24 protein-coding genes and 1 tRNA gene are annotated in these 24357 nt (G+C 60.4%); 8 read left to right on the plus strand and 17 right to left on the minus strand.

Annotation, left to right across the window (positions count from 1 at the left end; all coding sequences use genetic code 11):
* Positions 1–67 precede the first annotated feature (67 nt).
* The 5 genes from ACOWVD_RS13635 (at position 68) to ACOWVD_RS13655 (ending at position 5704) form a co-directional block, all read left to right on the plus strand.
* On the plus strand, positions 68–1669 hold the full coding sequence (locus ACOWVD_RS13635; RefSeq protein ID WP_033634060.1) for an ABC transporter substrate-binding protein: 1602 nt from the start codon (positions 68–70) through the stop codon (positions 1667–1669).
* 277 nt (positions 1670–1946) lie between these two features.
* Complete coding sequence (gene cybB, locus ACOWVD_RS13640; protein WP_080356249.1) at positions 1947–2471, plus strand: cytochrome b561; 525 nt, start codon at positions 1947–1949, stop codon at positions 2469–2471.
* A gap of 53 nt (positions 2472–2524) precedes the next feature.
* A complete protein-coding gene (locus ACOWVD_RS13645) occupies positions 2525–3811 on the plus strand; it encodes a hypothetical protein (RefSeq protein ID WP_049243214.1) in 1287 nt (428 codons plus the stop codon).
* Positions 3808–4983, plus strand: a complete 1176-nt coding sequence (locus ACOWVD_RS13650; protein ID WP_164095445.1) for a hypothetical protein — start codon at positions 3808–3810, stop codon at positions 4981–4983. Before ACOWVD_RS13645 ends, ACOWVD_RS13650 begins: the two co-directional genes overlap by 4 nt.
* A 16-nt stretch (positions 4984–4999) precedes the next feature.
* Positions 5000–5704, plus strand: a complete 705-nt coding sequence (locus ACOWVD_RS13655) for a hypothetical protein (protein ID WP_164095444.1) — start codon at positions 5000–5002, stop codon at positions 5702–5704.
* 3 nt (positions 5705–5707) lie between these two features.
* Here the strand turns inward: ACOWVD_RS13655 and ACOWVD_RS13660 are convergent, their stop codons facing one another.
* On the minus strand, positions 5708–6805 hold the full coding sequence (locus ACOWVD_RS13660; RefSeq protein ID WP_342134941.1) for a hypothetical protein: 1098 nt from the start codon (positions 6803–6805) through the stop codon (positions 5708–5710).
* 457 nt (positions 6806–7262) lie between these two features.
* On the opposite strand from ACOWVD_RS13660, the gene ACOWVD_RS13665 reads away from it, so the two are divergent.
* Complete coding sequence (locus ACOWVD_RS13665; RefSeq protein ID WP_239504307.1) at positions 7263–7580, plus strand: hypothetical protein; 318 nt, start codon at positions 7263–7265, stop codon at positions 7578–7580.
* 94 nt (positions 7581–7674) lie between these two features.
* On the opposite strand, the gene ACOWVD_RS13670 is transcribed toward ACOWVD_RS13665, so the two are convergent.
* The 8 genes from ACOWVD_RS13670 to gpt form a co-directional block, all read right to left on the minus strand.
* The gene (locus ACOWVD_RS13670) at positions 7675–7893 is read right to left on the minus strand and encodes a TM2 domain-containing protein (RefSeq protein ID WP_019454291.1); all 219 of its coding nucleotides are present in this window, start codon (positions 7891–7893) and stop codon (positions 7675–7677) included.
* A 456-nt stretch (positions 7894–8349) separates the two neighbouring features.
* Complete coding sequence (locus tag ACOWVD_RS13675) at positions 8350–9129, minus strand: alpha/beta hydrolase (protein WP_273875020.1); 780 nt, start codon at positions 9127–9129, stop codon at positions 8350–8352.
* Between the two features lie 231 nt (positions 9130–9360).
* Positions 9361–9436 (minus strand) — tRNA-Thr (locus ACOWVD_RS13680).
* Positions 9437–9626: 190 nt separating this feature from the next.
* Positions 9627–10880, minus strand: coding sequence for a glutamate-5-semialdehyde dehydrogenase (gene proA / locus ACOWVD_RS13685; protein WP_019454296.1), 1254 nt, complete (start codon positions 10878–10880; stop codon positions 9627–9629).
* Between the two features lie 9 nt (positions 10881–10889).
* Complete coding sequence (gene proB / locus ACOWVD_RS13690; RefSeq protein WP_015376738.1) at positions 10890–11993, minus strand: glutamate 5-kinase; 1104 nt, start codon at positions 11991–11993, stop codon at positions 10890–10892.
* A gap of 116 nt (positions 11994–12109) precedes the next feature.
* A complete protein-coding gene (gene crl / locus ACOWVD_RS13695) occupies positions 12110–12511 on the minus strand; it encodes a sigma factor-binding protein Crl (RefSeq protein WP_033651027.1) in 402 nt (133 codons plus the stop codon).
* 60 nt (positions 12512–12571) lie between these two features.
* On the minus strand, positions 12572–13819 hold the full coding sequence (frsA, locus tag ACOWVD_RS13700) for an esterase FrsA (protein ID WP_049241373.1): 1248 nt from the start codon (positions 13817–13819) through the stop codon (positions 12572–12574).
* 303 nt (positions 13820–14122) lie between these two features.
* The gene (gpt, locus tag ACOWVD_RS13705) at positions 14123–14581 is read right to left on the minus strand and encodes a xanthine phosphoribosyltransferase (RefSeq protein WP_004930253.1); all 459 of its coding nucleotides are present in this window, start codon (positions 14579–14581) and stop codon (positions 14123–14125) included.
* Positions 14582–14920: 339 nt separating this feature from the next.
* On the opposite strand from gpt, the gene pepD reads away from it, so the two are divergent.
* The gene (gene pepD / locus ACOWVD_RS13710) at positions 14921–16381 is read left to right on the plus strand and encodes a beta-Ala-His dipeptidase (protein WP_049241371.1); all 1461 of its coding nucleotides are present in this window, start codon (positions 14921–14923) and stop codon (positions 16379–16381) included.
* A 42-nt stretch (positions 16382–16423) separates the two neighbouring features.
* Here the strand turns inward: pepD and dinB are convergent, their stop codons facing one another.
* On the minus strand, positions 16424–17485 hold the full coding sequence (gene dinB / locus ACOWVD_RS13715; RefSeq protein ID WP_021505001.1) for a DNA polymerase IV: 1062 nt from the start codon (positions 17483–17485) through the stop codon (positions 16424–16426).
* Positions 17486–17668: 183 nt separating this feature from the next.
* Between dinB and ACOWVD_RS13720 the strand changes: the two genes are divergently transcribed.
* Positions 17669–18565, plus strand: a complete 897-nt coding sequence (locus ACOWVD_RS13720) for a glycerophosphodiester phosphodiesterase family protein (protein WP_164095996.1) — start codon at positions 17669–17671, stop codon at positions 18563–18565.
* A 31-nt stretch (positions 18566–18596) separates the two neighbouring features.
* On the opposite strand, the gene nqrM is transcribed toward ACOWVD_RS13720, so the two are convergent.
* The 7 genes from nqrM to ACOWVD_RS13755 are packed head-to-tail and all read right to left on the minus strand — an operon-like array spanning position 18597 to position 24354.
* Positions 18597–18824 carry a (Na+)-NQR maturation NqrM gene (gene nqrM / locus ACOWVD_RS13725; protein ID WP_421105676.1) on the minus strand — a complete coding sequence of 76 codons (228 nt, stop codon included), beginning with the start codon at positions 18822–18824 and terminating at the stop codon, positions 18597–18599.
* A 7-nt stretch (positions 18825–18831) separates the two neighbouring features.
* Entirely contained in the window at positions 18832–19881 is a 1050-nt protein-coding gene (locus ACOWVD_RS13730; protein WP_049241365.1) for an FAD:protein FMN transferase, read from the minus strand.
* Positions 19865–21088, minus strand: coding sequence for an NADH:ubiquinone reductase (Na(+)-transporting) subunit F (nqrF, locus tag ACOWVD_RS13735; protein ID WP_033634097.1), 1224 nt, complete (start codon positions 21086–21088; stop codon positions 19865–19867). Before nqrF ends, ACOWVD_RS13730 begins: the two co-directional genes overlap by 17 nt.
* A 15-nt stretch (positions 21089–21103) precedes the next feature.
* On the minus strand, positions 21104–21700 hold the full coding sequence (gene nqrE / locus ACOWVD_RS13740; RefSeq protein WP_015376732.1) for an NADH:ubiquinone reductase (Na(+)-transporting) subunit E: 597 nt from the start codon (positions 21698–21700) through the stop codon (positions 21104–21106).
* A gap of 6 nt (positions 21701–21706) precedes the next feature.
* A complete protein-coding gene (locus ACOWVD_RS13745; RefSeq protein WP_004930232.1) occupies positions 21707–22336 on the minus strand; it encodes an NADH:ubiquinone reductase (Na(+)-transporting) subunit D in 630 nt (209 codons plus the stop codon).
* Positions 22329–23123: a Na(+)-translocating NADH-quinone reductase subunit C gene (locus ACOWVD_RS13750; protein ID WP_015376731.1), complete on the minus strand. Its 795-nt coding sequence runs from the start codon at positions 23121–23123 to the stop codon at positions 22329–22331. The genes ACOWVD_RS13745 and ACOWVD_RS13750 overlap by 8 nt, the downstream gene beginning before the upstream one ends.
* Positions 23113–24354, minus strand: coding sequence for an NADH:ubiquinone reductase (Na(+)-transporting) subunit B (locus ACOWVD_RS13755; protein ID WP_164095997.1), 1242 nt, complete (start codon positions 24352–24354; stop codon positions 23113–23115). Before ACOWVD_RS13755 ends, ACOWVD_RS13750 begins: the two co-directional genes overlap by 11 nt.
* Positions 24355–24357 lie beyond the last annotated feature (3 nt).

A 24357-nucleotide genomic window follows, 5' to 3' on the forward strand; every position in this document is an offset into this window, starting at 1 on the left:
TCGCCATCCGTTATCTATAGTTAAATCAATTCGCCGGTAACGGCTCATTCCACCTGAGGATCTTGCCTTGACGTTTTTAAAACACCCTATCGCCGGATTGGCGCTGGCCGGCTGCGGCCTGTTGTCGGCGGGCGGCGCGCTGGCCGCTTCCGATGCGCTGGTGTACTGCACCGTCGCCTCGCCGGAATCGTTCAACCCGCAGCTCTCCAGCTCCGGGCCGACCTTTATCGCCACCTCGCAGGTGCTGTACAACCGCCTGGTGACGCTGCGCGAAAGCGATAAAACGCCCGCCCCTTCGCTGGCCACCGAGTGGAGCGTCAGCCCGGACGGCAAGACCTACACCTTCACCCTGCGCCAGGGCGTGAAATTCAACAGCAACAAATACTTCACCCCAACGCGCGACTTCAACGCCGAAGACGTGGTGTTCACCGTGATGCGGCAGAAGGATCCCGCCAACCCGTATCACAAGGTCTCCGGCGGCAACTATGAATACTTCACCGACATGGGCCTGGATAAGCTGATCACCAAGGTGGAAGCGGTGGACGAGCACCACGTGCGCTTCACGCTGAGCCAGCCCAACGCCGCCTTCGTCGCCGACTGGGCGATGGATTTCGCCTCGATCCTGTCCGCCGAGTACGCCGACGCGATGCTGAAAAAGGGCACGCCGGAATACGTCGACAACTGGCCGATCGGCACCGGGCCGTTCGCGCTGCAGCAGTACAAGCAGGATTCGCTGATCCGCTACATCGCCAACCCGCACTACTGGCAGGGCGACGTGGCCAGCAAGCACCTGATCTTCTCGATTACGCCGGATCCGCAAACCCGGCTGGCCAAGCTGAAAACCAACGAATGCCAGATCATCCCGGCACCGCTGCCGGAGCAATTCGCCGCCATCAAGGCCGACGGCAACCTGCAACTGCACGACATTACCGGGCTGAACGTCGGCTATCTGGCGTTCAACACCCAGAAAAAACCGTTCGACAACCTGCTGGTGCGCCAGGCGCTGAGCTACGCGGTAGACAAGAAAGCGATCGTCGCCGCCGTGTTCAAAGACAGCGGCACCCCGGCCAACTCGCTGCTGCCGCCGGGCATGTTGGGCTACAACGATAAACTGCCGGAGTACGCCTACGATCCGCAGAAGGCGCGCGAACTGCTGAAGCAAGCCGGGCTGGAGCAGGGCTTTGAGACCGACATCTGGTCAATGCCGGTACAGCGCCCCTACAACCCGAACTCGAAGCGCATCGCCGAGATGATTCAGAGCGACTGGGCGAAGGTGGGCGTGAAAGCCAAGATCGTCACCTGGGAGTGGGGCCAGTATCTGGCCGGGCTGCGCAAAGGCGAGCAACAGAGCGCGCTGTACGGCTGGGTGTCCGACAATGGCGATCCGGACAACTTCGCCACCCTGCTCGGCTGCGCCGGCGTGCAGAGCGGCGCCAACGTGGCGCGCTGGTGCGATAAGGATTATGACAAACTGATCCAGCAGGCGATCCAGGAGAACCAGCCGCAGGCGCGCGCCAGGCTGTATCAACAGGCGCAGGTGATCTTCGCCAAACAGGCGCCGTGGCTGCCGCTGGCCACCGGCAAAGTGTTCTACGCCACCCGCAGCAACCTGAGCGGCTACGTGGTGGACGTGAACGGCAGCGACTTCGCCAAGGCCAAATTGAACTGATCCCGGGCGCCGCAGCGAGGGCTGCGGCGCACCCGCCTCATCGCTTAATAAGCTGCCAGCCTCTGAACCTACCGCGCATTAACTTCACAACTTACGATGCTAACTGCCTCCCCTGCCGCCAGGCACTTAACCCACTAAATTCATAGCTTAATAAGCGGCGTAACCCCTGGCATTTTGCTTAAACTGCATGCAGGCGCTTTCCTCGCCTGTAACATTTCGTTACCATCGGCACACAGACCCTTTAACATCAAAAGGTAACCCGGTGCAGAACACCTACATGCCGTTGCAAATTCGCCTGCACTGGCTGGTGGCGATCCTGCTGGTCATCACCTGTGTCACCATCGAGCTGCGCGGCTATGCCGAACCGGGCAGCGCCCCCTGGTACGCGCTGGTTATCACCCACTTCAGCTGCGGCGTAACGGTGTTTGCGCTGATGATCGCCCGTCTGTTCCTGCGCTGGCGCTACCCCTCGCCCGCCATCGCGCCCAAACCGCCGAAGTGGCAAACCGGCCTGGCGCACCTGACGCACGCCCTGATTTACCTGCTGCTGCTGACGCTGCCGGTACTGGGGGTGTATTCGCGCTATCTGGGCGGCAAGGAGTGGTATCTGTTCGGCCTGTCGATGCCGTTCGCCGACGTGGCCGATCGGCCGCAGGCACGAATGATTATCGGCTGGCACAAAACGCTGGCCTCATTCGGCTACTGGCTGATCGGCCTGCATACCGCCGCCGCGCTGTTCCACCACTATATCGTCAAGGACAATGCGCTGGTGCGCATGCTGCCGCTGATGAAAAAACGCTGAATACCCGGCGCCAGGGATGAATTTTCGGGCCACGCCCACTGACAGGGAATGACATGCAAACCCAATTTTTTAATGTGACCGTCGAACAATGCGCCTGCCAGCAGACGGCGCCCGACAACCTGGTGAGGATCATCGCCTCCGGCCAGACGTTCTTTTTTTACCGCGACGACTTCAGCGACAGCGAAAATCTGCTGGCCAGGCTCGCCGCCGGCGATCGAGTGAAGATCGGTGCCCACCGCCTGCAAGACGGCAGCTACTGGCTGCACTGGCTGCTGCACGGCACGAAAGGCCGGCTGGAGCCTGACAGGACGCTGAAATACAAGCTGAAATACTTCGCCCTGCTGCTGCTGGGCGCGGTGCTGGCCGGCGGTTTCCCGGCGGCCTTTTTCATCATGGACGGGGAAGATTCCTGGCTGACCATCGTCCTGTTCTTTATCGCCATCATCGCCGGCCTTATCGGCATCGGCATGGCGCTGTTCGTCGGTTCGGAGCTCCTGCTGATCGGGCACCGCGGCCGCAGGCGCCTGCTCCGGGCGCTGGATCGCGTGCTGCTGGGGCAAGACGTCACGCCGCCCGGCTCGCTCAGCCTGAAAATCCCCGGCATCAAATACCGGGCCGTCCGCGCAGACGCTGTGCCGGCGACCGCACCGCTGCAGACCGCGCCTCCCCTCCCGGACGGCGTCGAGACCTCCGGCATCGAGACGGTCAACGCCCTGAACTACGAACTTTGCCACTATGAGATCCCGCGGCAGGTGCAGTATTTGGATACGTATGCGTGGCGTCAGAAGGAGACGCACTTCGCGTTGACGACCCGCGCGCTCAATGTCCCCAATACCAAACTGCATCCGGTATTTCGTCGGCAACATCCGCTTTTCATCGCCAAAGGCGATCCGCTGCAGGTGCTGTATTGCGAGAACGACGTCATTCCCGAGTTGCCCAAAGTGCGTGGGATCATCAATCATCGCGATCGCCAAACCTATCTCATCGGCGGCAGCCGCTACTTCACCGAAGCCGGTCTTAACCTGTGCGCGCGCGTTGTCTTCATTTTTGGGGCAATCGTGGCGTGTTTTGTACTCGGCATGATGGTGGTGGATAACGCCGATACCCCGGCCGGCTTTCACCTGGATGCCTGGACCCTGAAGCGTCTCGGCAGCGAATTGCCGCCGATTATTCTGCTGCTGATGCTGATGGTCAGCGGCCTGGCGCTGTTGATCGAGGGGGTCGCCCAGATCTGCCGCCTGTACTCTTTTGACCAGCACCGCACGTTTAAAACGTTTAAATACCTGAGAAATCTGCGCCGCAGTTTATGGCGGCAGGCTCAGGTGACGGAGCTGAAATGATGACGTTAGCGCTTTATAAAAGACCCCTTATTATCCTGACGCTGTTTTTGGCCAGCGCGCTGGGCGTCTATTTGCTCGCCCCTGAGCAACGCTATGAGCAGTGGCAATGGACTCAGGGCGACCAGGCGTTGCCGACGATAGCCCGTTACGATCTCATCCACAGCTACCCGGCGCAGGACGGCGCCCTGCTGCTCACCAGCAAAAGAAGTGAAGACCGCGCGTACAATAGCTTTTACGGCTGGGCGGCCAACTACCTCAGCCAGGTGCTGTTTGCCGGCCCAAAAGGGTTACAGATGCTGGGGGAACTCGACGACTTGATCCATGATGCGGTTTGCGGCGAGCAGGAGTGCGTGCTTTTTCTCTCTAAGGGCCGCAGACTGGTTGATGTGCAACGGGGCACCATCGGGGCGCTGATCCCCTGGCCGGAGGGCGACGACAACCGGCCTTCCTTTGTCGGCGGCAAACTGGTGGCGCAACCGGGAAAACGCGCGCTGTATCTCATCAGCACCGAAGGCGTATTCTACAGCCCGGACTTCGGCGCCCATTGGCGGCAGACGCTGGATCTGCCGGCGCTGCTGGACGCGCGGCAACTGCTGGGCTTTGAGCGCGGCGAGGAGGACTCACCGACGGCTTACGCCTCCGGTAAGCGCAAATCCGTACCCGAGATCTTCACCGCCGTTGATGGCGATCGCGTGCATTTCTGGATGAACCCGGTGCTCGGATCCGGCGCGTTACACATCGCCGTTAACGGTAAAACCGGCGAGGTGATTGAACTGCATTGGCTGCTGGTGCGCGTGGAGGAAAGCGCACAGGCCCCGGACGGCGGCATCTACCTGATCGCCCAAACGCTGGACAGAGGAGTGTATCAGCTTCTGCGTTATCAATCCGACGGGCAGTTGAAGGTGCTGCTGGAGACCGGCGATAAATCGCTGTATCAGCTCTGGGCGGGCAACGATAAGCTGGTCGCCCAAACGGATAACGGCGATGCCCGTCTTTCGCTGATTTTCGATCTGCGCTCATCCGAAGTGCGCTACCGACAGCCGTTGGAGTACCGCTACAACGGGCGCGACGACGCACGCCAAACCGTGATCGAACCGGAAAGCCACTATGGCGATGACGGGGAGACCCCGGCGCTGCCCTACTTCATTCGCTATCGCTCCACCACGCCGTGAACATAAGGAACTTGCCATGCTGTTAGGTTATGGCGCCGGCGTCGCCGGCCTGCTGGCGCTGTTATTGGCCCTGCTGCTCGCCGGCATCCTGCTCGCCTGGTGGGGCTGGCGATATGCCGCCGCCCGCTGCGGCCGCCCGCGCCCGCCGCTTTCCTGGGGCGGCTATCTGTTGGCCTCGGCGCTGGCGATCTACCCGGTAGCGTTCGCGCTGATGCTGATCGACATTGCCATCCAGGATCTCAAGAGCCAGCGGGCGGAAGAACGCTGGAATCGGCGCAGCTACCTGACGCTCGAGGCGGCCAGGCCGTTCGGCGAAATCACCCTGCCAAAGGGAAGCTGGGTAAACCGGCAGGAGCCGCGCCAGCCCGGCACCGAAGACAGCCCCATCACGATGGACGGTGTAACCGCCGTGCGCTTCCCTCAGCCGCAAAGCGTGGCCGGCGTGCCGATCATCGCTTTTGAGGTTTTACCGCCGGTGATGGAGCTGGCGGATGCGCATACCTTCACCCGTCCAACCGGCCAAAGGGCGCACTGCGAAGCCGGTTGGCTGGTCTCTTTCTCTTTGCCGTCGGATCAGCCGACCCCGCAGTGGGAGGAGTGGCAGGCCGGGCTGCCAGCGGCGGCGTTTCGGCCCAGCGACTGGATCTTTAGGGAGTGCTTCTCCGGCAGCCCGATCGCGGTGCTGACCTTGCACAACGGCGAAGTCAGGGTGCTGCCCTAAGCCTTACGCCGTGGCGTTGGGCAAACGCACGGTCACGCGGTTATTGGCCGTGGGCAGCTGCAGCGGCGCTTCCTGCCAGCTCACCGCGATAACCAAGACCGGCGGGGCCGGCACGCGCGGCTCACGCCCGTCGGGCCCCAGGCTGTAGGCATCCCATTCAATCACGAACACGCCGCCGTCTTGCGGCTCGACCCGTTCAACGAAAAAGGTGGTGTCTGAACCACGCCCACCAGCAGGTTTGTGCGCATAAGAGAGCAGGCAGAACCACTCGCCGGCGAAATAGAGGTGGTACAGGCCATCCACGATATGCTCGCCGCGGAACTGGCAACCGCCGACGCTGAAGGCATCACCCGCCGGGGATTCCGCCACGCGTTCGAGATCGCACACGAAGCGATCGGTCGGCCGGTTATCCAGCCACAACGCATAAGGCGGTGCGTGCAGCAGCGCGGCGGGATCGTCTGCATAGCGCAGATCGGGCGGCAACATCAAACGCGCCGCCAGCGCGCGGCCGCTGGGCAAGGTGATCTCCAGACGATCCGCCGGTTCCTCTATCCACTGCGGCACCCACAGACCGCGCACCTGCCGCAACGGCGTGGCCTCCACCTGCCGACACTTCGCCCGCAGCCGCGCCAGCGCCTCGGCGGAACCGGCGGCTAAGGCTCCCTGCTCACGATCGGTCAGCGCGGGCAGCGCGTACATCACCCGGGCGGCAGGCTCGTACACCGTCAGCCCCTCTCCCTCGCGGCTGCGGGTCGGGATCAGGCGCAACCTGCCGCCGTCCACGTCCTGCGGCTCGGCACTGGCGCCATGCACCATCGCCCCGTCGCGCAGCAGCAGCGTCCAAAAACTGGGGCCGCCCATGCCCAACTCCCCCACGCCGCCTATCTGCCGGTCACTGTCACCGGCGTGCGCCATTTCAATCGGCTGCGAACGCCAGTCGGTCTTGCGCCACTCTGCCACCTCTTCGGGGTCTTGCGCGCCTTTAGCGGCGTACTTCGCCCATTGCAGCACGGCAAACAGCGCGATGCACAGCACGCCGACAATCGGCTGATCCTGCCAAATCAACACCCAACCGACGATCAAAAGGGCCCAGGCGGCCATGGCGATATCCTTTTCCAAGAGAAAACCGCCTGATTCTAGCGCAGGAAACGCAAGGGGTTGAAGCCTATGCCATGAATAATTAGCCATTAGATAGAAAGGTAGTAATTTCGGCATTATTTCTGTGACTATGAAGTTCACATAAATAACGCTTCACAGAGTGCTTTTAACGTAAAAAGATAACTCCCCGCATCTCAATATAACATTTACTCCTTGTTAAAAACTGGAAAATGAAAGCGAAAAAAAACCGCAATAATTTGTACACACTCCAATCATTGACTATGTTTAGATATACTATTTACATGTATCCAAACACACGCAAGCACACTTGCAGAAATTTAAAAATTCCGTTTTTATCGGGCGATAAAATATTTCATCAACAATATTCTGGGGAGCGACAATCAAAATCGTTACAGGCATTATCCTTACCTCTGTGGCCGCCTTCAGCGGCGCGTCCTACGTGGCCGATGCTGAGCCCACTACCGGCAGCGCGGAAGTAATGCCGGAACACGCGCACGCCGTGATGGAAAATGGCGGCCCGGCGCCACAGCACGACGCCGCCGGCAAAAAAGAACTCTCCATGCCGGAATCGAAATATATCGGCATGAAGGTCAAAACCGATTACACCATCAACAGCAGCACTATGATGATGTCGGCCAAATCGATGTTCCCAGCGCCAAACAACAAACAGCCGATGGAACTGGCGACCGATCTCACCACGCTGGGCCTGGCGGATTATGGTGATCAACCCTCGTGCTCTCCAGTTCGAATAAAATGATGAGCAAAGAGATACACGGTAAGATTATGATAAAGAAACAGTAATGGAATGAAAAACGGCGCGTCCTTTAACAGGAAGCACCGTTATAAAATCATTAAATCAGGCCAGAATTGTATTTCTGGTTGAATTTCTCTTCCGACTGGAACAGATAAATAATGCCTTCGATAAAGCCGACAATCGCCGGGATCCCCGTCCAGCAGAACAGCAGGTAGAACAGCCCCCACCACTTCATACCCAGGTAAAACTTGTGAATGCCCAGCCCCCCCAGGAAGATGGCCAGCAGGGCCGCCGCGAGCTTGTCTTTTCTGCTCATAGTGCACTTCTCCTTACTTCTCACCGAACCACCGGCATGTCCAAAAACGGATGCCGCGCCACTGAGCGCCGCATCGCAATGCTTGAGGAGGAAAACATTCACCCATCAAGGCTCAACAGGGGTAAGTATAACAGTGATTAATTAAACGGTTGTTTAACCGGGGAAAGGCAGGCAAATGACGTACGGCAAGAGAAGGAATATTCCTGCGGCGAAGGCTCAATAGTTTAATATCTTTTTGTTTTTAAAGTAAATAATTCACATACATTCATGACTATCACGCCAGCCGTTGACGCCGCGCTAAGCGTGTTGCCTCTTAGGGGGCCAGATCCCTGTCGGCTATTTTATTTTCCCTGGTGACTTCCCACTGGCAATCTAGGTGACTCGCATTGAAAGGATTCGCAGCGTCAGCCCGGACTAACAGCAATAAAATCGATCTTGAATAACGCGATGTCTATTCTAAAGCCCGTCATATTGGGGACAATGCCCAGCGATCAGGTTTGCCACCTGTGCATAATCCTTAATAACGCCGGGATGGCGCCGCCCGGTGCAAAAAACAAAGCTACAGCGCTGTTCATTACCGATCAACTTCTCCGCCAGATTTCTGGCTCGCAGCTTAGGCGTGGCGTTCATTCTAAGGATCTGCATTTTCTCTGTTTCATTACTTTGGGGATGAAGTTTTTCTTCATACTCTCCCACCATCAGCGTGACCTGATTGACATGCTCATCAATGGTTAACTTGCCGTCAGGAATCAACGCCCCATTGCCCCACCAAATGGATGGGCTGGCCGCTAAATAATTTTGAAATGCATCAGGATGATTAAACAGGGTATACAACACAAAATGACCACCGTGCGAGTGGCCTGCCAGCGTTTGCTGGTCTGCGTTGACAGGATAATGCGCTTCGATCCATGGTTTAACGCATGCGGCAATAAATTGATAAAACGCTGCCGCTCCGCCCCCCTCCGCAAACTCTTTCTCTCCTGAGGGAACCGTATAATCACGGGTTCTTGCCTTCAAGATATCCACCCCGTCTTGATAGCCAATGCCGATATAAAGAATATCCCCATCGCGTTTTCTGTTGTTACGTTCCGTCACGACCGAAAACTGGGAGTTAGCATCCAAAAGATACAGCGGGTTCAAATTACCGCCAATCCCCCTGCGGTGAGAGATAAAGACTCTGTATCTTTGACCATTAAAGACAAAACACTTCGCTCTTGAAATTAAATCTTCACACATAACAACCTCACTTGTTTAAATGAATTAATCACGTCAATGCCTTTATTCTCAGAGAAGAAAAAGACGGTGAGGTCCCAACGTAGCAACGCATATTCCCGTTTACGACGTTTGTGTGTTGTGCGGTTTATGGTACACAAGCCCAGGTATTGCATCATGCACCAGATTAATAGACTTTAGCGTTGCGGCAGAGTCGGTGACGGTGTGTACGAAAGGGAAAGTTAAAAAGTGAGGTGGTGCCGATAATAGGAGTCGAACCTACGACCTTCGCATTACGAATGCGCTGCTCTACCAACTGAGCTATATCGGCATCGAGCCAAGCCTGCGGGGCAAGCCGGATGTGCGTTGAACAAGGTAGACCTGCGCGCGAAATGAGTCAATAGCCGCCGGGGCGTTTGGTCGTTTTGCAAGCAACCACACTGCGGCACACTCAACCTTCCCCAAAAACAATCAGGGCGCAGCACGCTGCGCCCTGACCTCTTTATGACCGCAATCCGGCCTTAGCTGCGCACCAGATCGTCGCCGTAGCCGATCCACTTGTAGGTGGTCAGCGCGTCCAGGCCCATCGGGCCGCGGGCGTGCAGTTTCTGGGTGCTCACCGCCACTTCCGCGCCCAGGCCGAATTGGCCGCCGTCGGTGAAGCGGGTGCTGGCGTTGACGTACACCGCCGAGGAGTCCACCGCGCGCACGAAATGCTCGGCGCTGCTCAGCGAGCGGGTGAGGATCGCGTCGGAGTGGTTGGTGCCGTGGGTGCGGATGTGGTCGATGGCCTGATCGATATCGTCCACCAGCAGCACGTTCAGATCCAGCGACAGCCATTCGTCGTCGTAATCTTCCGCGTTCACTGGCACCACCGTCGCCGGGCCGCCCTGCAGCAGCGGCAGCGCATTTTCCGCCGCGTGCAGCGTCACGCCCACCGCCGCCATTTTGGCGCTCAGCGCCGGCAGGAACTCGGCGGCGATGCTGCGGTTCACCAGCAGCGTCTCCAGCGAGTTACAGGCGCTGGGGCGCTGGATCTTGGCGTTTTCAATCACCGTCAGCGCCTTGTCGAAATCGACGTCGGCATCCACGTAGGTGTGGCACACACCGATGCCGCCGGTGATCACCGGGATGGTCGATTGCTCGCGGCACAGCTTGTGCAGACCGGCGCCGCCGCGCGGGATCAGCATGTCGACATAGCGGTCCAGGCGCAGCAGTTCGTTCACCAGCGCGCGATCCGGGCTGTCGATCGCCTGCACCGCCGCCGCCGGCAGGCCGCACTGTTCCAGCGCCTGCTGGATCACTTTCACCGTCGCCTGGTTGGTGTTGTGCGTCTCTTTACCGCCGCGCAGGATCACCGCATTACCGGTTTTCAGGCACAGGCTGGCGACGTCGATGGTGACGTTCGGCCGCGCCTCGTAAATCACGCCGATCACGCCGAGCGGCACCCGGCGGCGCTCCAGCTTCAGCCCGCTGTCCAGCAGGTTGCCGTCCAGCACGTGGCCGACCGGATCGTTCAGGCGGCATACCTGGCGCACGTCGTTGGCAATCGCCGCCAGCCGCGCCGGGGTCAGCAGCAGGCGATCGAGCAGCGCTTCGCTCATGCCGGTGGCGCGCGCCTGCGCCATGTCTTGTTCGTTCGCCAGCAGGATCGCTTCACTGTTGGCTTCCAACCTGTCGGCCATCACCGACAGCACCTGATTCTTCTTCGCCGTGCTCAGCACCGCCAGCTGCCAGGAGGCCTGCTTGGCGGCCTTCCCCATCTGCTCCAGCATGCTCACTCCTTAACTGACAATCATATCGTCGCGGTGCACTGCCACCGGACCGTATTCGTAACCGAGGATCTCGCTGATTTCCTGCGAGTGGTGCCCGGCGATCATGCGCATCGCATCGCTGTTATAGCGGCTGACACCGTGCGCCAGATCGCGCCCCGCCAGGTTGCGGATGCGGATCACTTCGCCGCGCGAGAAGTCGCCCTTCACTTCGCGGATGCCTTTCGGCAGCAGCGAGCTGCCGCGCGCCATCATCGCTTCCACCGCACCGTCATCGACGGTGATCTCACCGGCCGGCGGCGCGCCAAAGATCCAGCGCTTGCGGTTTTCCAGCGGGGTTTCCAGCGCGTGGAAACGGGTGCCCACCGGTTTGCCCTCGATCACGTCCGCCACCACGCCCGGCTTGCTGCCCGCGGCGATCACCACGTCGATGCCGGCGCGGCAGGCCACGTCGGCCGCCTGCAGTTTGGTGCCCATGCCGCCGGTGCCCAGACCGGAGACGCTGTCGCCGGCGATGGCGCGCAGCGCGTCGTCGATGCCGTGCACTTCACGGATCAGTTCGGCCTGCGGGTTGTTGCGCGGATCGGCGGTGTAGAGGCCCTGCTGATCGGTCAGCAGCAGCAGTTTATCGGCCCCGGCCAGAATGGCCGCCAGCGCCGACAGGTTATCGTTGTCGCCCACTTTGATTTCGGCGGTGGCGACGGCGTCGTTCTCATTGATTACCGGCACGATGCGGTTGTCCAGCAGCGCCGTCATGGTGTCGCGCGCGTTGAGGAAGCGCTCGCGGTCTTCCAGATCGGCGCGCGTCAGCAGCATCTGCCCGACGTGGATGCCGTAAATGGAGAACAGCTGTTCCCACAGCTGGATCAGCCGGCTCTGCCCTACCGCCGCCAGCAGCTGCTTGGAGGCGATGGTGGCGGGCAGCTCGGGATAGCCCAGGTGTTCGCGCCCGGCGGCGATGGCGCCGGAGGTGACGATGACGATGCGGTGGCCCGCGGCGTGTTGCTGCGCGCACTGGCGCACCAATTCGACGATGTGGGCGCGGTTCAGACGCAGCGATCCGCCGGTCAACACGCTGGTGCCCAATTTCACAACCAATGTCTGGCTGCCGTTCATAGTATTTCTGCCGTGTGTAATGATGAGAAGAAGAGTGCAAAGGTCTTTGTAACAGGAGAGACGCGTTATGCCAACAGGCACAACGCGAAATCAGCACAATACGTGGTCAAACGGGGTCAGGCGGAGAGTTTGATCAGTTTTTCTTTGAAATCATCGGCGGGTTCCAGCCCCAGTTCCATGGTCGCCAGCAGTTCGCCCAGGCGGCGATGGAAGTCGCGCAGGGTATCTTCCAGTTTGGCGTTCACTTCATCATCCTTAATGTTTTGCGTCGTCCAGTTGCCTTCCTTGTCGAACAGGCCGAATTGGTACGAATAGGTGAAGCGCGCCTCTTCCGCCTGCAGCTCCATCCACCAGCCCCAGAACTCACGCTTCTCCGGAGCGGGCTTTACATTGACGCAGACGGCCAAACAATCAAAGAAAAACCGGTCGTTCTCACATTGCCCTTCACGCAGGTACGGCCCCAAGCTGGCAAAACGTTTCATTAGTCGGCTTTTAGGGTGACCACTCGGTAACGTCATTCTCTAACCTCCTCAATGTAGACCACTCTTTTTAACAAATTGTTAAAATTTAGCAACTAATTAACGCATTTTATCCTTCAGCCAACCGGACATCTGCAGCAACGCCCGGTGGAAGCTGTCGTAAACCGGGGTGCGCGGGATGGCGATCAGCTTGCCGCTCACCGAGGAGGTGACGATCAGCTGCGACTCCTCTTTCGGGCTGAGCGTATCGCGCTCCCAGTAGCCGGAGATCATCGGCGTCGGGCAGCGGCGCCCCAGCAGCCCCTGCATTTTCAGCGAGTAGCTGTTCAGCTCCACCTTCAGCACGTTGTCCGAGGCGTTAGCCATGCCCATGCGGCTGGCCAGCACGTCCATATACATGTCCGGCACGTTCAGTTGGGTGCTGCTGTCGCACAGCAGGCGATGCACCACCGGCCCCAGGCAGGCTACGCCGCGCAGCCGCTGCGGCTCCAGGTAGGCCAATCGCACCGCCACGTTGGCGCCGAAGCGGAAGCCGAAGGCGCTCACCCGCTGATGATCCACCCACGGCACCGAGGCCAGCTGGATCAACACCTGCTGGTGCAGGTAGCTGGAGTCCTGCGTCAGCTTCCATTTGCAGGAAGAACCGATCGACGGCATGTCGAGCGTCAGCATGGCGATGCCGTGCGGCGCCAGGTAGTCGCGGAACAGGCGGTGGTAGTCGGTCTGCAGCGTATCGAGGCTGCCGCACATCAGCACCGTCGGGAACGGCGCTTCGCCCTTCTCCGGCATGTGCAGGAACCCGGTGACGCTGCCGCCGCCTTCGATGCGAAACTCCAGCTCTTTCAGCTGATACGGCAGCAGCAGCGCCGCCTCTTCGTACGCACGGTTAGCCAGCATCTCCGCCTGTTCGGCCAGTTCGTCGCCCTTCAGGTGCGGGTAGCCGGCGATGCTGTACAGGCTCGCGGCCTTCAGCCAGTATTCGCCGCCGAGCAGCGGATCCTGCTGCTCCGTCGCCCGCTGTTGCCACTGCATGCCCTGATGGATCCATTCGTAGATCCAGTTGCCGTTGCGGTAGCCCACCACGGTATCCAGCCGCTGCGGGTTGCTGCGCTCGGCGTCGGAGGCGGCAATGCGCGCCAGCACTTCGTGGATTTCGATCGGGCTGACGCCGCGCCAGGCCCACAGTAGCGGGTTCAGCATGCGGTACCAGCTGCCGGTGGTGTCGCCTTCCAACGCGGAATGCATGGCGGCGCTCACTTTGTTGCGCGCGCGCAGCACCAGCGTCGAGGTTTCAGGGTGTTTGAATTTGGGCTTGAAAAGAATTTCAGAAAGGTTGGCCTGTGCCATGGTAACAACAGCCTCCGTAAATCTGGCGATAGGCCGCAACAGGCCTACTTAACTGGGGGTAGTGTACCTAACTCTGGCGGGATAAACCAAGATAACGCAAACGCCCGGCATAACCGGGCGTCAGGCGGCTGACAAAGGAGGAAACAGCGTGGTTTTTCCTCCTTTGTGGTCAACGGCCGAAAATCAATAAATTGATTTTCCTTATTTTTTATATCTTGCCTTCGGTAAGCCTGACAACGCCATCACGTTTATCCTTAAACAAACGCCCGGCATAACCGGGCGTTGACTTGGAACTGGCTGGGCTTAGCGACCGCCGATAGGGGGAACGAAGCTGACGCCCATGTCCCACGGCTGTTCGATCCAGGTATCCTGCGGGATGTCGATCACGTAGTCGTCCACCAGTGGACGGCCCGCCGGCTTGGCGAAGATGGTGACGAAATGCGCTTTCGGGTACATGTCGCGGATCGCTTTTGCGGTGCCGCCGGTATCCACCAGATCGTCTACTACGATGAAGCCTTCACCGTCGCCTTCGGCGCGCTTGAGCACTTTCATTTCGCGCTGGTTGTCATGGTCGTAGCTGGAAATGCAGACGGTATCCACATAGCGAATGCCCAGTTCGCGCGCCAGCAGACCCGCCGGCACCAGGCCGCCGCGGCTGACGGCGATGATGCCGGTCCATTTGTCGGCAGGCAGCAGGCGGTGCGCCAGCTTGCGTGCATGTATTTGCAGCATATCCCAGGTAACAACGTATTTTTCGCTCATAGAATCGTGTCCCAGCCGGCTGGTGAAGCGGCTTACTTTATAGTTCAGGGGAAAAAAGGTTGCGCGAGATTATAGAGACTGGCCGCGTTGAATTCCAGCTGTACCGAGGAAAACCTCGCGATTTCCGCCGCGCGGCTTTTCGGTGATTGATGCTGAAAAAGCGAACGTTCCCGCCGCAAAGCCGTGTGATCAAGCGCTTAAACCGCACAATACGGGGCGCGCGCCGCCGGAAATAAAGTGATATTCTCTAACGATCGTGCCACGACGCACAGATACCCGCTCACCTCAACCGCGCGGCACGCCCGTCCTGTCGGAGCCTGCCGTCACAGGAGACTTATAGTGTCTGAATTGTCTCAGCTTTCGCCACAGCCGCTGTGGGATATTTTCGCCAAGATCTGTTCTATCCCGCACCCTTCTTATCATGAAGAAGCGCTGGCGCAGCACATCCTCACCTGGGCCAAAGAGAAGAACCTGCACGCCGAGCGCGATCAGGTCGGCAATATCCTGCTGCGCAAACCGGCCACCAAAGGCATGGAAAACCGCAAGCCGGTGGCGCTGCAGGCGCACCTGGACATGGTGCCGCAAAAGAATAACGACACCGTGCACGACTTCGCCAAGGATCCGATCCAGCCTTATATCGCCGGCGAGTGGGTGAAAGCGCGCGGCACCACGCTGGGCGCCGACAACGGCATCGGCATGGCCTCCGCCCTGGCGGTGCTGGCCGATGACAGCGTTGAGCACGGCCCGCTGGAAGTGCTGCTGACCATGACCGAAGAAGCCGGCATGGACGGCGCCTTCGGGCTGCAGCCAAACTGGCTGCAGGCAGACATTCTGATCAATACCGATTCCGAAGAAGAAGGCGAAATCTACATGGGTTGCGCCGGCGGTATCGACTTCATCACCACCCTGCCGCTGCAGCGCGAAGCGGTGCCGGCCGGTTATCAAACCCTGAAGCTGACCCTCAAGGGCCTGAAAGGCGGCCACTCCGGCGCCGAGATCCACGTCGGGCTGGGCAACGCCAACAAACTGCTGGCGCGCTTCCTGTTCGCCCATGCGGCGGCGCTGAACCTGCGCGTGCTGGATCTGAACGGGGGCACCCTGCGCAACGCCATTCCGCGTGAAGCCTCCGCGGTGGTTGCGGTGCCGGCGGAAAAAGCCGACGCGCTGAAAGCGCTGAGCCAGGAGTTCCTGGCGGTGCTGCAGAACGAACTCTCCGCCAAAGAGAAGAACATCACCGTGCTGCTGGAGCCGGCCACCAGCGCTTCGCAGGCGCTGAGCGCCGACAGCCAGCAACGCTTCCTGGCGCTGCTGAACGGCACGCCGAACGGCGTGATCCGCATGAGCGACGCGGTCAAAGGCGTAGTGGAAACCTCGCTGAACGTCGGCGTGGTCACCACCAGCGAAAACGAAGCGGAAATCATCTGCCTGATCCGCTCTCTGATCGACAGCGGCAAAGATTACGTGGTCGAGATGCTGACCGCGCTGGGCCAGCTGGCCGGCGCCAAGGTGGCGCCGAAGGGCGGCTACCCGGGCTGGCAGCCGGACGCCGACTCGCCGGTGATGCACCTGGTGCGCGAGCTGTATCAGGAGCTGTTCAACAAGACGCCGAACATCATGGTGATCCACGCCGGCCTGGAATGCGGTCTGTTCAAAAAGCCGTATCCAAACATGGACATGGTATCGATCGGGCCAACCATCACCGGCCCGCACTCGCCGGATGAGCAGGTGCATATCGAAAGCGTCGGTCTGTACTGGAAGCTGCTGACCTCGCTGCTGAAAGCGATCCCTGAGCGCGCGTAATCTGCGCGCTTAACGCAAAAAGCCGGCTAATCGCCGGCTTTTTTATTCCCAAGGCAGCGCCAGCTGCCGCTCCAGCTGCGGATCGAGCAGCGTCACATGTAGCCCCACCAGCCGCACGCCGCGCCCTTCACGCCGTTCGCGCCACGCCTGCCGCGCCACCGCCAGCAAATCCTGCTGATTCAGCACCGGGAACACGTGCTCCTGGGTGGTTTGCTGAAAATCCTGAAACTTCAGCTTCACGCCCTGCCGGGCGATATGCAGATCCGGCTTCACCTTACGCAGCCGCATCTCCAGCTCGGGGTAGAGTTTGTCGATAATCAGCGTTTCGCAATCTTCCCAGTCGTGAATGTCCTCCGCCAGCGTGCGCTCCACGCCCACCGATTTACGCAGCCGCTCCGCCGAGATTTCGCGCCGATCGATGCCCTGACACCGCTCCCACAGCACCCGGCCGAACTTGCCGAAGCGCTTGAGCAGCTGCGCCAAATCGTATTGCTGCACGTCGGCGCAGGTGATAAGCCCCACTTCCTCCAGCCGTTTGGCGGTCACCTTGCCGACGCCGGGGATTTTGCTGAGCGGCAGCTGCTGCAAAAACGCCGGCACCTGCGCCGGGGTGATCACGTATTGCCCATTCGGCTTGTTCATCTCGGAAGCGATTTTGGCGAGAAACTTGATCGGCGCGACGCCGGCCGACGCGGTGAGATTCAGCTCATCGGCGATCGCCTGACGGATCTCCTGAGCGATCAGCGTCGCCGAGCCGTTGCATTGCGGGCTGTCGGTCACGTCGAGATAGGCTTCATCGAGCGACAGCGGCTCGATCAACGGGGTATAGCGGGCGAAGATTTCACGGATATGCAGCGAAGCCTCTTTGTAGGCCGCCATGCGCCCCGGCAGCAGGGTGAGATGCGGACACAGCTTGAGCGCCATCGCCGTAGACATGGCGCTATGCACGCCGTAGCGCCGCGCCGGGTAGTTGGCGGTGCTGATCACCCCGCGCCGATCGGCGCTGCCGCCAATCGCCAGCGGGATATCGCGCAGGCTGGGATCGTCGCGCATTTCCACCGCCGCGAAGAAGCAGTCCATATCGACATGAATGATTTTACGCATCGCACCCTCCAGTAACACTGTATAAGTATACAGTCATATGCCGAAAGCTCAAGGCCGCAGGCTTCGATGAAAGCGCCGTTTCCACCAGATATTTCCGCGTTGTTAAAAAAGCTTAATTTTTCAATAGTATGATTTCCGCCATCCCGTGCGGCTCACCACAACGATAACGACAAGGTACTCTACATGATCAGATTTTCTCACTGGCTGCTGGCTTCCGCGCTGTCGCTGAGCGCGTTGGCGGCCAGCGCCGCCACCGGTCACGCGCCGGCGATCGTCGCCCATCGCGGCGGCACCGCCGATGCGCCGGAAAACACCCGCATCGCCATCGAAACCGCGCTGAAAAACGGTGCCGACGCCATTTGGATCACCCTGCAAGAATCCAAAGACGGCGTCATCGTGCTGTATCGCCCCTCGGATCTGAAGGCGCTGACCAACCGGCAGGGCCCGGTCTCTGCCTATACCGCCGCGCAATTGGCCGAGACCGATGCCGGCTGGGCGTTCGCCAAAGGCGATGCGCATCCGTTCCGCGGCCAGGGCATCGGCATTCCGCGGCTGGACGAGGTGCTAAAGGCGTTTCCGCACGTCACCTTCTATCTGGACATCAAATCCCCGGACGCCGATCCGGCGCAGTTTGGCCAGGCGCTGCTGGCGACGCTGGAAAGCACCGACAGCCTGAACCGCACCCGCGTTTACTCTACCGATGCCAAATACCTGCAGGCGCTGCCGCCGGCCGTCCCGCGCTTTGAAAGCCGCGACGAGACCCGCACGCTGCTGGCCAACGTCACCATGGCGCACCAGTGCGATGTCAAACCGGACAACCGACAGCCGCGCTGGTATGGGCTGGAGCTGAAGCGCGAGGTGGAAGTGGTAGAGAAGTACACCCTCGGCGAAGGGCGCTCGAAGGCGTTTCTGACCTGGGATAAAGAGTCGATGGATTGTTTCCGCTCGCAGGGCCCGGCGCACATCATTCTGTTCGGCGTCAACACGCCGCAGGAGTATCAGCAGGCGCTGGCGCTGGGCGCCGACGGCGTGATGGTCAACTCGCCGGCCGAGGCGAAAAGCTTCCGCAAGGCGAAATAAAAAACCCGGCCAAGGCCGGGTTTTCGCTTCGCTACAGAATGCGGTGCTTGTCCAACTGCTCGCGCCGCTGCACCGCTTTGGCTTCGCGCTTTTTGCGCGCATCGCACGGCTCCGGGCAGTCGCAGACTTTCTCCATGCCCAGCGCGGTGATGCCGCCGCAGCTGCCCTGCAGGCTTTTGCGTTTGAACACGTAACCCAGCGACATCCCGCCGACGATCAGCAGGAACAACACGAAGGTAGCGGCGAATACCGTCAACATAGCAACCTCACGAACGCTTTTTCAGATAGGGTTTGAACGCGTCCGAATAACGCTCCTCAAACCCGTCGGCGGTTTTCACGATCATGAACACCGGGATACCGAGCAGGTTGGCCAGCGCCATGCCGCGCTCTGGCCCCATCACGTTCAGGCCGGTGGACAGGCCGTCGGCGGTCATGCAGGTCGGGCTCAGCACGGTGATCGACACCAGCCGATGATGGATCGGCCGCCCGGTGACCGGATCGATGGTGTGCGAATAGCGCACCCCGTCCTGTTCGAAGTAGTTGCGATAGTCACCCGAGGTGGCGATCGACATCTCCCCCGGCTGGATCACCAGCTGCGCCTGCTGCTGCGCGCCGGCGGTCGGGCGCTCGATGGCAATGCGCCACGGCTTTTGCTCGCCGTTGCGCCCGCGGGTACGAACTTCACCGCCGATATCCACCATGTAGTCTTTCACGTGTTGCGATTGCAGATACTCCGCCACCACGTCCACGCCGTATCCTTTGGCAATCGAAGACAGGTCGACATACAGCTCGGGGATGCTTTTCACCAGCGCGCTGCCCTGCACCGACAGCTTGTCGGCGCCGGTCCAGGCGCGGCGGTGCTCCAGTTCCGCCTCGCTCGGCACTTTGTCCGGTCGCCCTTCCGGGCCGAAACCCCATAGGTTGACCAGCGGCCCGACGGTCACGTCCAGCGCGCCATCGGTGACGCGGTTGATGCGCAGCGCTTCGCGCACCACTTCGGCGGTGGCCGGCGAAACCGGGAACGGCCGGTCAATGTCGCGGCTGGCGTTGAAGCGGCTTAGCTCGGAATCCGGCCGGTAGGTGGACATCTGATCGTTCACCTGTTCCAGCCGTTTGTCGATCTCCGCCTGCATCTCGCGCGCCGACGGCGTATCGTCGCCGGTCACGTAACGGATCGAATACGAGGTGCCCATGGTTTTACCCGTCAGATCCACCTGTTCCGGCCCGCAGCCGGTCAGCAGCAGGGTGGCGCTCAGCGCCACGCCCGTCAGCCAGTTCTTCGTCGCCAATGCGCGCAATTTAGCCACCAAAGTCATCCAGCATGATGTTTTCGTCTTCGACACCCAAATCTTTGAGCATCTTGATCACCGCGGCGTTCATCATCGGCGGCCCGCACATGTAAAACTCGCAGTCTTCCGGCGCCGGGTGGTTCTTCAGGTAGTTCTCCAGCAGAACATTATGGATAAAGCCGGTGTAGCCGGTCCAGTTATCTTCCGGCTGCGGATCCGACAGCGCCACGTGCCAGGTGAAGTTTTCGTTCTCCGCCTGCAGCTGGTTGAAGTCGTCTTCATAGAACATCTCGCGCAGCGAACGCGCGCCGTACCAGAAAGTGATCTTGCGCTTCGAGTTCAGACGCTTGAGCTGATCGAAGATGTGCGAGCGCATCGGCGCCATGCCCGCGCCGCCGCCGATAAAGATCATTTCGGCGTCGGTGTCCTTGGCGAAGAACTCGCCGAACGGCCCGGAGATGGTCACCTTGTCGCCCGGCTTCAGCGACCAGATATAGGAAGACATGATGCCCGGCGGCACGTCCGGATTGTTCGGCGGCGGCGTGGCGATACGCACGTTGAGCATGATGATGCCCTTTTCTTCCGGATAGTTGGCCATCGAGTAGGCGCGCACCGTGGTGTCATTCACCGTCGAGCGGTAGCGGAACAGGTTGAACTTGTCCCAGTCGCCGCGATACTCCTGCGGCACGTCGAAGTCGGCGTAGCTGATGTCGTGCGCCGGCGCTTCGATCTGGATGAAACCGCCCGCGCGGAACGGCACGTCTTCGCCATCGGGGATCTTCAGCTTCAGCTCTTTGATAAAGGTGGCTTTGTTATCGTTGGAGATAACTTCGCATTCCCATTTCTTCACGCCGAAGATCTCTTCCGGCAGCTCGATCTTCAGGTTCTGCTTCACGTTCACCTGGCACGCCAGGCGGCAACCCTCTTTCGCTTCGCGCTTGTTGATGTGCGAGAGCTCGGTCGGCAGGATATCGCCGCCGCCCTCTTTGATCACCACCCGGCACTGGCCGCAGGAGCCGCCGCCGCCGCAGGCCGAGGAGACGAAGATCCCTTGGCTGGAGAGCACGTTGAGCAGCTTGTCGCCCGCCGGCGCATGGAAGCTCTTATCCAGATCGCCGTTGATTTCCACCGCGATGTCGCCGGTGTTCACCAGCTTCGATTTGGCGAACAGGATCAGCAACACCAGCACCATCACGATGGCGGTGAACATCGCTACGCCTAAAATAATTTCCATAAATTCTTCCCGCCTTTACAACTGAACACCGGAGAAGGACATGAAGCCCAGCGCCATCAGTCCGGTGGTGATAAAGGTAATGCCCAGGCCGCGCAGCCCTGCCGGCACGTTGGCATACTTGAGTTTTTCGCGGATCCCCGCCATGGCGACGATCGCCAGCATCCAGCCGGTGCCGGAACCGATGCCGTACACCACCGATTCGGCGAAGTTGTAGTCGCGCTGCACCATGAAGGACACGCCGCCGAAGATGGCGCAGTTCACGGTGATGAGCGGCAGGAAGATGCCGAGCGCGTTATACAGCGACGGGAAGAAACGATCGAGGATCATCTCCAGAATCTGCACCAGCGCCGCGATCACGCCGATGAAGGTGATGAAGTTGAGGAAGCTCAGATCGACGCCTTCCACCAGCGCGCCGTCGCGCAGGATCAGGTTGTAGACCAGGTTGTTCACCGGCACCGAAATGCCGAGCACGATGGTCACCGCGATGCCCAGGCCAAAGGCGGTCGAGACCTTCTTCGACACCGCCAGGAAGGTACACATCCCGAGGAAGAACGCCAGCGCCATGTTCTCGACGAACACCGCGCGCACAAACAGGCTGATATAGTGTTCCATCGGCCTTTACTCCTTTTCGATCTGCGCCGGCTTCAGGGTGCGCAGCACCCAGATCAGCAGGCCGATGATGAAGAACGCGCTCGGCGCCAGCAGGAACAGGCCGTTCGGCTGATACCAGCCGCCGTTCTGCACCGTTTCCAGCACCGGTACGCCAAACAGCTTGCCGGAGCCGATCAGCTCGCGCAGGAAACCGACCAGCACCAGGATCACCCCGTAGCCCAGCCCGTTGCCGATGCCGTCCATAAAGCTCTCGATCGGCGGCGACTTCATGGCGTAGGCCTCGGCGCGCCCCATCACGATGCAGTTGGTGATGATAAGGCCAACGAACACCGACAGCTGCTTGGAGATCTCGAACGCATAGGCGCGCAGCAGCTGATCGACCACGATCACCAGCGAGGCGATGATCGCCATCTGCACGATGATGCGCACGCTGTTGGGAATATGGTGACGGATCAGCGAGATGAAGAAGCTGGAGAACGCGGTTACCAGCGTCACCGCAATGGTCATCACCACCGCCGTCTCCAGCTTGGTGGTCACCGCCAGCGCCGAACAGACGCCCAGCACCTGCAGGGCGATCGGGTTATTGTCGAACAGCGGCCCCAGCAGGACCCGCTTTATCTCTTTGGAATCAGCCATTTTTCAGCGCTCCTTCACGAACTTTTTTCAGGAACGGGCCGAAGCCGTGCTCGCCCAACCAGAAATCAAACGTATGCTGCACGCCGTTGGAGGTCAGCGTGGCGCCGGACAGGCCGTCCACCCCGTGCACATCCCCCTGACGCGCGCCGCCTTTCACCACGCGGATCGCCGGCTGGCCGTTATCGTCGAACAGCTGCTTGCCGACCCACTGCTGACGCCAGGACGGGTTCTCGACCTCACCGCCCAGCCCCGGGGTTTCCCCCTGGTCGTAGTAGGTGATGCCCTTGACCGTGTTGCCGTCGTTATCCAGCGCCACGAAGGCGTACATCATCGACCACAGACCGGTGCCGTACACCGGCAGCACAATCTTGTTCACCTGGCCGCTTTCATCGCGCACCAGGTAGATTTCCGCCTGGTTGCTGCGGCGCTTGATGCCGGCCGGATCGTCGCCCGCCGCCAGCGCCACGCTTTTGGCGTCGTCGCGCAGCGCAGCGCCCAGATCGAACGCCGCCGCTTTGCCGGCGACAAACTCGCCGCTGTTCAGATCCACCAGGCGCGGTTCGATGCGCTCGCTGTACAGGCGCTTGACCTGCTCGCTCTCCATTTTCGGCTGCAACAGGCCGGCTACGTCGAGAATATTGCGCTGCTTATCGAGCAGCTTTTGCTCCTGCTGTTTGGACTTCAGGCCGACGGCGGAGCCCGCCACCACCACTGAACACACCAGACACAGCAGCAGCACTACCAGCAGCGTTTTACCGATGCCGTCATTTTTCGCTTCATTCGCCACGGGCTTGTCTCCGCTTGATGTTGGCCTGCACCACCAGGTAATCGAACAGCGGCGCGAACAGGTTGGCGAACAGGATCGCCAGCATCATGCCTTCCGGATAGGCGGGGTTGACCACCCTAATCAGCACGCACATCACGCCAATCAGAATGCCGTACCACCATTTCCCCTTATTGGTGAAGGAGGCGGAAACCGGGTCGGTCGCCATAAAGATCATGCCGAAGGCGAAGCCGCCCAGCACCAGATGCCAGTACCACGGCATGGCGAACATCGGGTTGGTGTCCGAACCGATGGCGTTGAACAGCATGGCGGAAGCCACCATGCCGAGCATTACGCCGGCGACGATGCGCCAGGAGGCCACTCGGCCGAACAGGATAATCGCCCCGCCGATCAGGATCATCAGCGTGGACACCTCACCGATCGAGCCGGGAATATTGCCGAGGAAAGCGTCCATCCAGCTGATGGACTGGCCGGTGGCTACGTTGCTCAGGCTGTGCGCCCCGCCCGCGCTCCACTGCGCCAGCGGCGTCGCGCCGGAGAAACCGTCCGCGGAAGTCCACACCAGATCGCCGGAGATCTGCGCCGGATAGGCGAAGAACAGGAAGGCGCGGCCGGCCAACGCCGGGTTGAGGAAGTTGCGCCCGGTGCCGCCGAAGATCTCTTTGGCCACCACCACGCCGAAGGTGATGCCCAGCGCGGCCTGCCACAGCGGCAGGGTCGGCGGCACGATCAGCGCGAACAGGATAGAGGTGACGAAGAAACCTTCGTTGACCTCATGCTTGCGGATAATGGCGAACAGCACTTCCCAGAAACCGCCGACGACGAACACCACGGCGTAGATCGGCAGGAAGTAACAGGCGCCCAGCACCATTTTGCTGACCCAGCCGGCGTCGGCCGCCAGCGAGGCGCCGAGCCACTGCGCCAGGCGATAATGCCAGTCGCCCGCCAGCACCTGTTGCAGCGCGTCGCCGCTGTACAGATGGTGCAGCGCCGGGATCGCCTGCTGGCCGACGTTGTACATGCCCCAGAACATCGCCGGGAACACCGCCAGCCACACCAGGATCATCATGCGTTTCAAATCGATGGCGTCGCGCACGTGCGAAGCGCCGCGCGTCACCGTGCCGGGGGTGTAAAACACCGTGGTGGTCGCTTCATACAGCGGATACCACTTTTCCAGTTTGCCGCCCGGCGTGAAGTGATGCTCTATCTTCTCGAAATAATTCTTCAGGCCCATCGG

Source organism: Serratia sp. SA088 (assembly GCF_049065515.1).
GTDB classification, from domain to species: domain Bacteria; phylum Pseudomonadota; class Gammaproteobacteria; order Enterobacterales; family Enterobacteriaceae; genus Serratia; species Serratia nematodiphila.

Coding starts and splice junctions, on each gene's coding strand:
- cybB (WP_080356249.1), top strand. CDS start 1,947: ATGCCGTTGCAAATTCGCCTGCACTGGCTGGTGGCGATCCTGCTGGTC.
- ACOWVD_RS13645 (WP_049243214.1), top strand. CDS start 2,525: ATGCAAACCCAATTTTTTAATGTGACCGTCGAACAATGCGCCTGCCAG.
- ACOWVD_RS13650 (WP_164095445.1), top strand. CDS start 3,808: ATGATGACGTTAGCGCTTTATAAAAGACCCCTTATTATCCTGACGCTG.
- ACOWVD_RS13655 (WP_164095444.1), top strand. CDS start 5,000: ATGCTGTTAGGTTATGGCGCCGGCGTCGCCGGCCTGCTGGCGCTGTTA.
- ACOWVD_RS13660 (WP_342134941.1), bottom strand. CDS start 6,805: ATGGCCGCCTGGGCCCTTTTGATCGTCGGTTGGGTGTTGATTTGGCAG.
- ACOWVD_RS13670 (WP_019454291.1), bottom strand. CDS start 7,893: ATGAGCAGAAAAGACAAGCTCGCGGCGGCCCTGCTGGCCATCTTCCTG.
- ACOWVD_RS13675 (WP_273875020.1), bottom strand. CDS start 9,129: ATGTGTGAAGATTTAATTTCAAGAGCGAAGTGTTTTGTCTTTAATGGT.
- proA (WP_019454296.1), bottom strand. CDS start 10,880: ATGCTGGAGCAGATGGGGAAGGCCGCCAAGCAGGCCTCCTGGCAGCTG.
- proB (WP_015376738.1), bottom strand. CDS start 11,993: ATGAACGGCAGCCAGACATTGGTTGTGAAATTGGGCACCAGCGTGTTG.
- crl (WP_033651027.1), bottom strand. CDS start 12,511: ATGACGTTACCGAGTGGTCACCCTAAAAGCCGACTAATGAAACGTTTT.
- frsA (WP_049241373.1), bottom strand. CDS start 13,819: ATGGCACAGGCCAACCTTTCTGAAATTCTTTTCAAGCCCAAATTCAAA.
- gpt (WP_004930253.1), bottom strand. CDS start 14,581: ATGAGCGAAAAATACGTTGTTACCTGGGATATGCTGCAAATACATGCA.
- dinB (WP_021505001.1), bottom strand. CDS start 17,485: ATGCGTAAAATCATTCATGTCGATATGGACTGCTTCTTCGCGGCGGTG.
- ACOWVD_RS13720 (WP_164095996.1), top strand. CDS start 17,669: ATGATCAGATTTTCTCACTGGCTGCTGGCTTCCGCGCTGTCGCTGAGC.
- nqrM (WP_421105676.1), bottom strand. CDS start 18,824: ATGTTGACGGTATTCGCCGCTACCTTCGTGTTGTTCCTGCTGATCGTC.
- ACOWVD_RS13730 (WP_049241365.1), bottom strand. CDS start 19,881: ATGACTTTGGTGGCTAAATTGCGCGCATTGGCGACGAAGAACTGGCTG.
- nqrF (WP_033634097.1), bottom strand. CDS start 21,088: ATGGAAATTATTTTAGGCGTAGCGATGTTCACCGCCATCGTGATGGTG.
- nqrE (WP_015376732.1), bottom strand. CDS start 21,700: ATGGAACACTATATCAGCCTGTTTGTGCGCGCGGTGTTCGTCGAGAAC.
- ACOWVD_RS13745 (WP_004930232.1), bottom strand. CDS start 22,336: ATGGCTGATTCCAAAGAGATAAAGCGGGTCCTGCTGGGGCCGCTGTTC.
- ACOWVD_RS13755 (WP_164095997.1), bottom strand. CDS start 24,354: ATGGGCCTGAAGAATTATTTCGAGAAGATAGAGCATCACTTCACGCCG.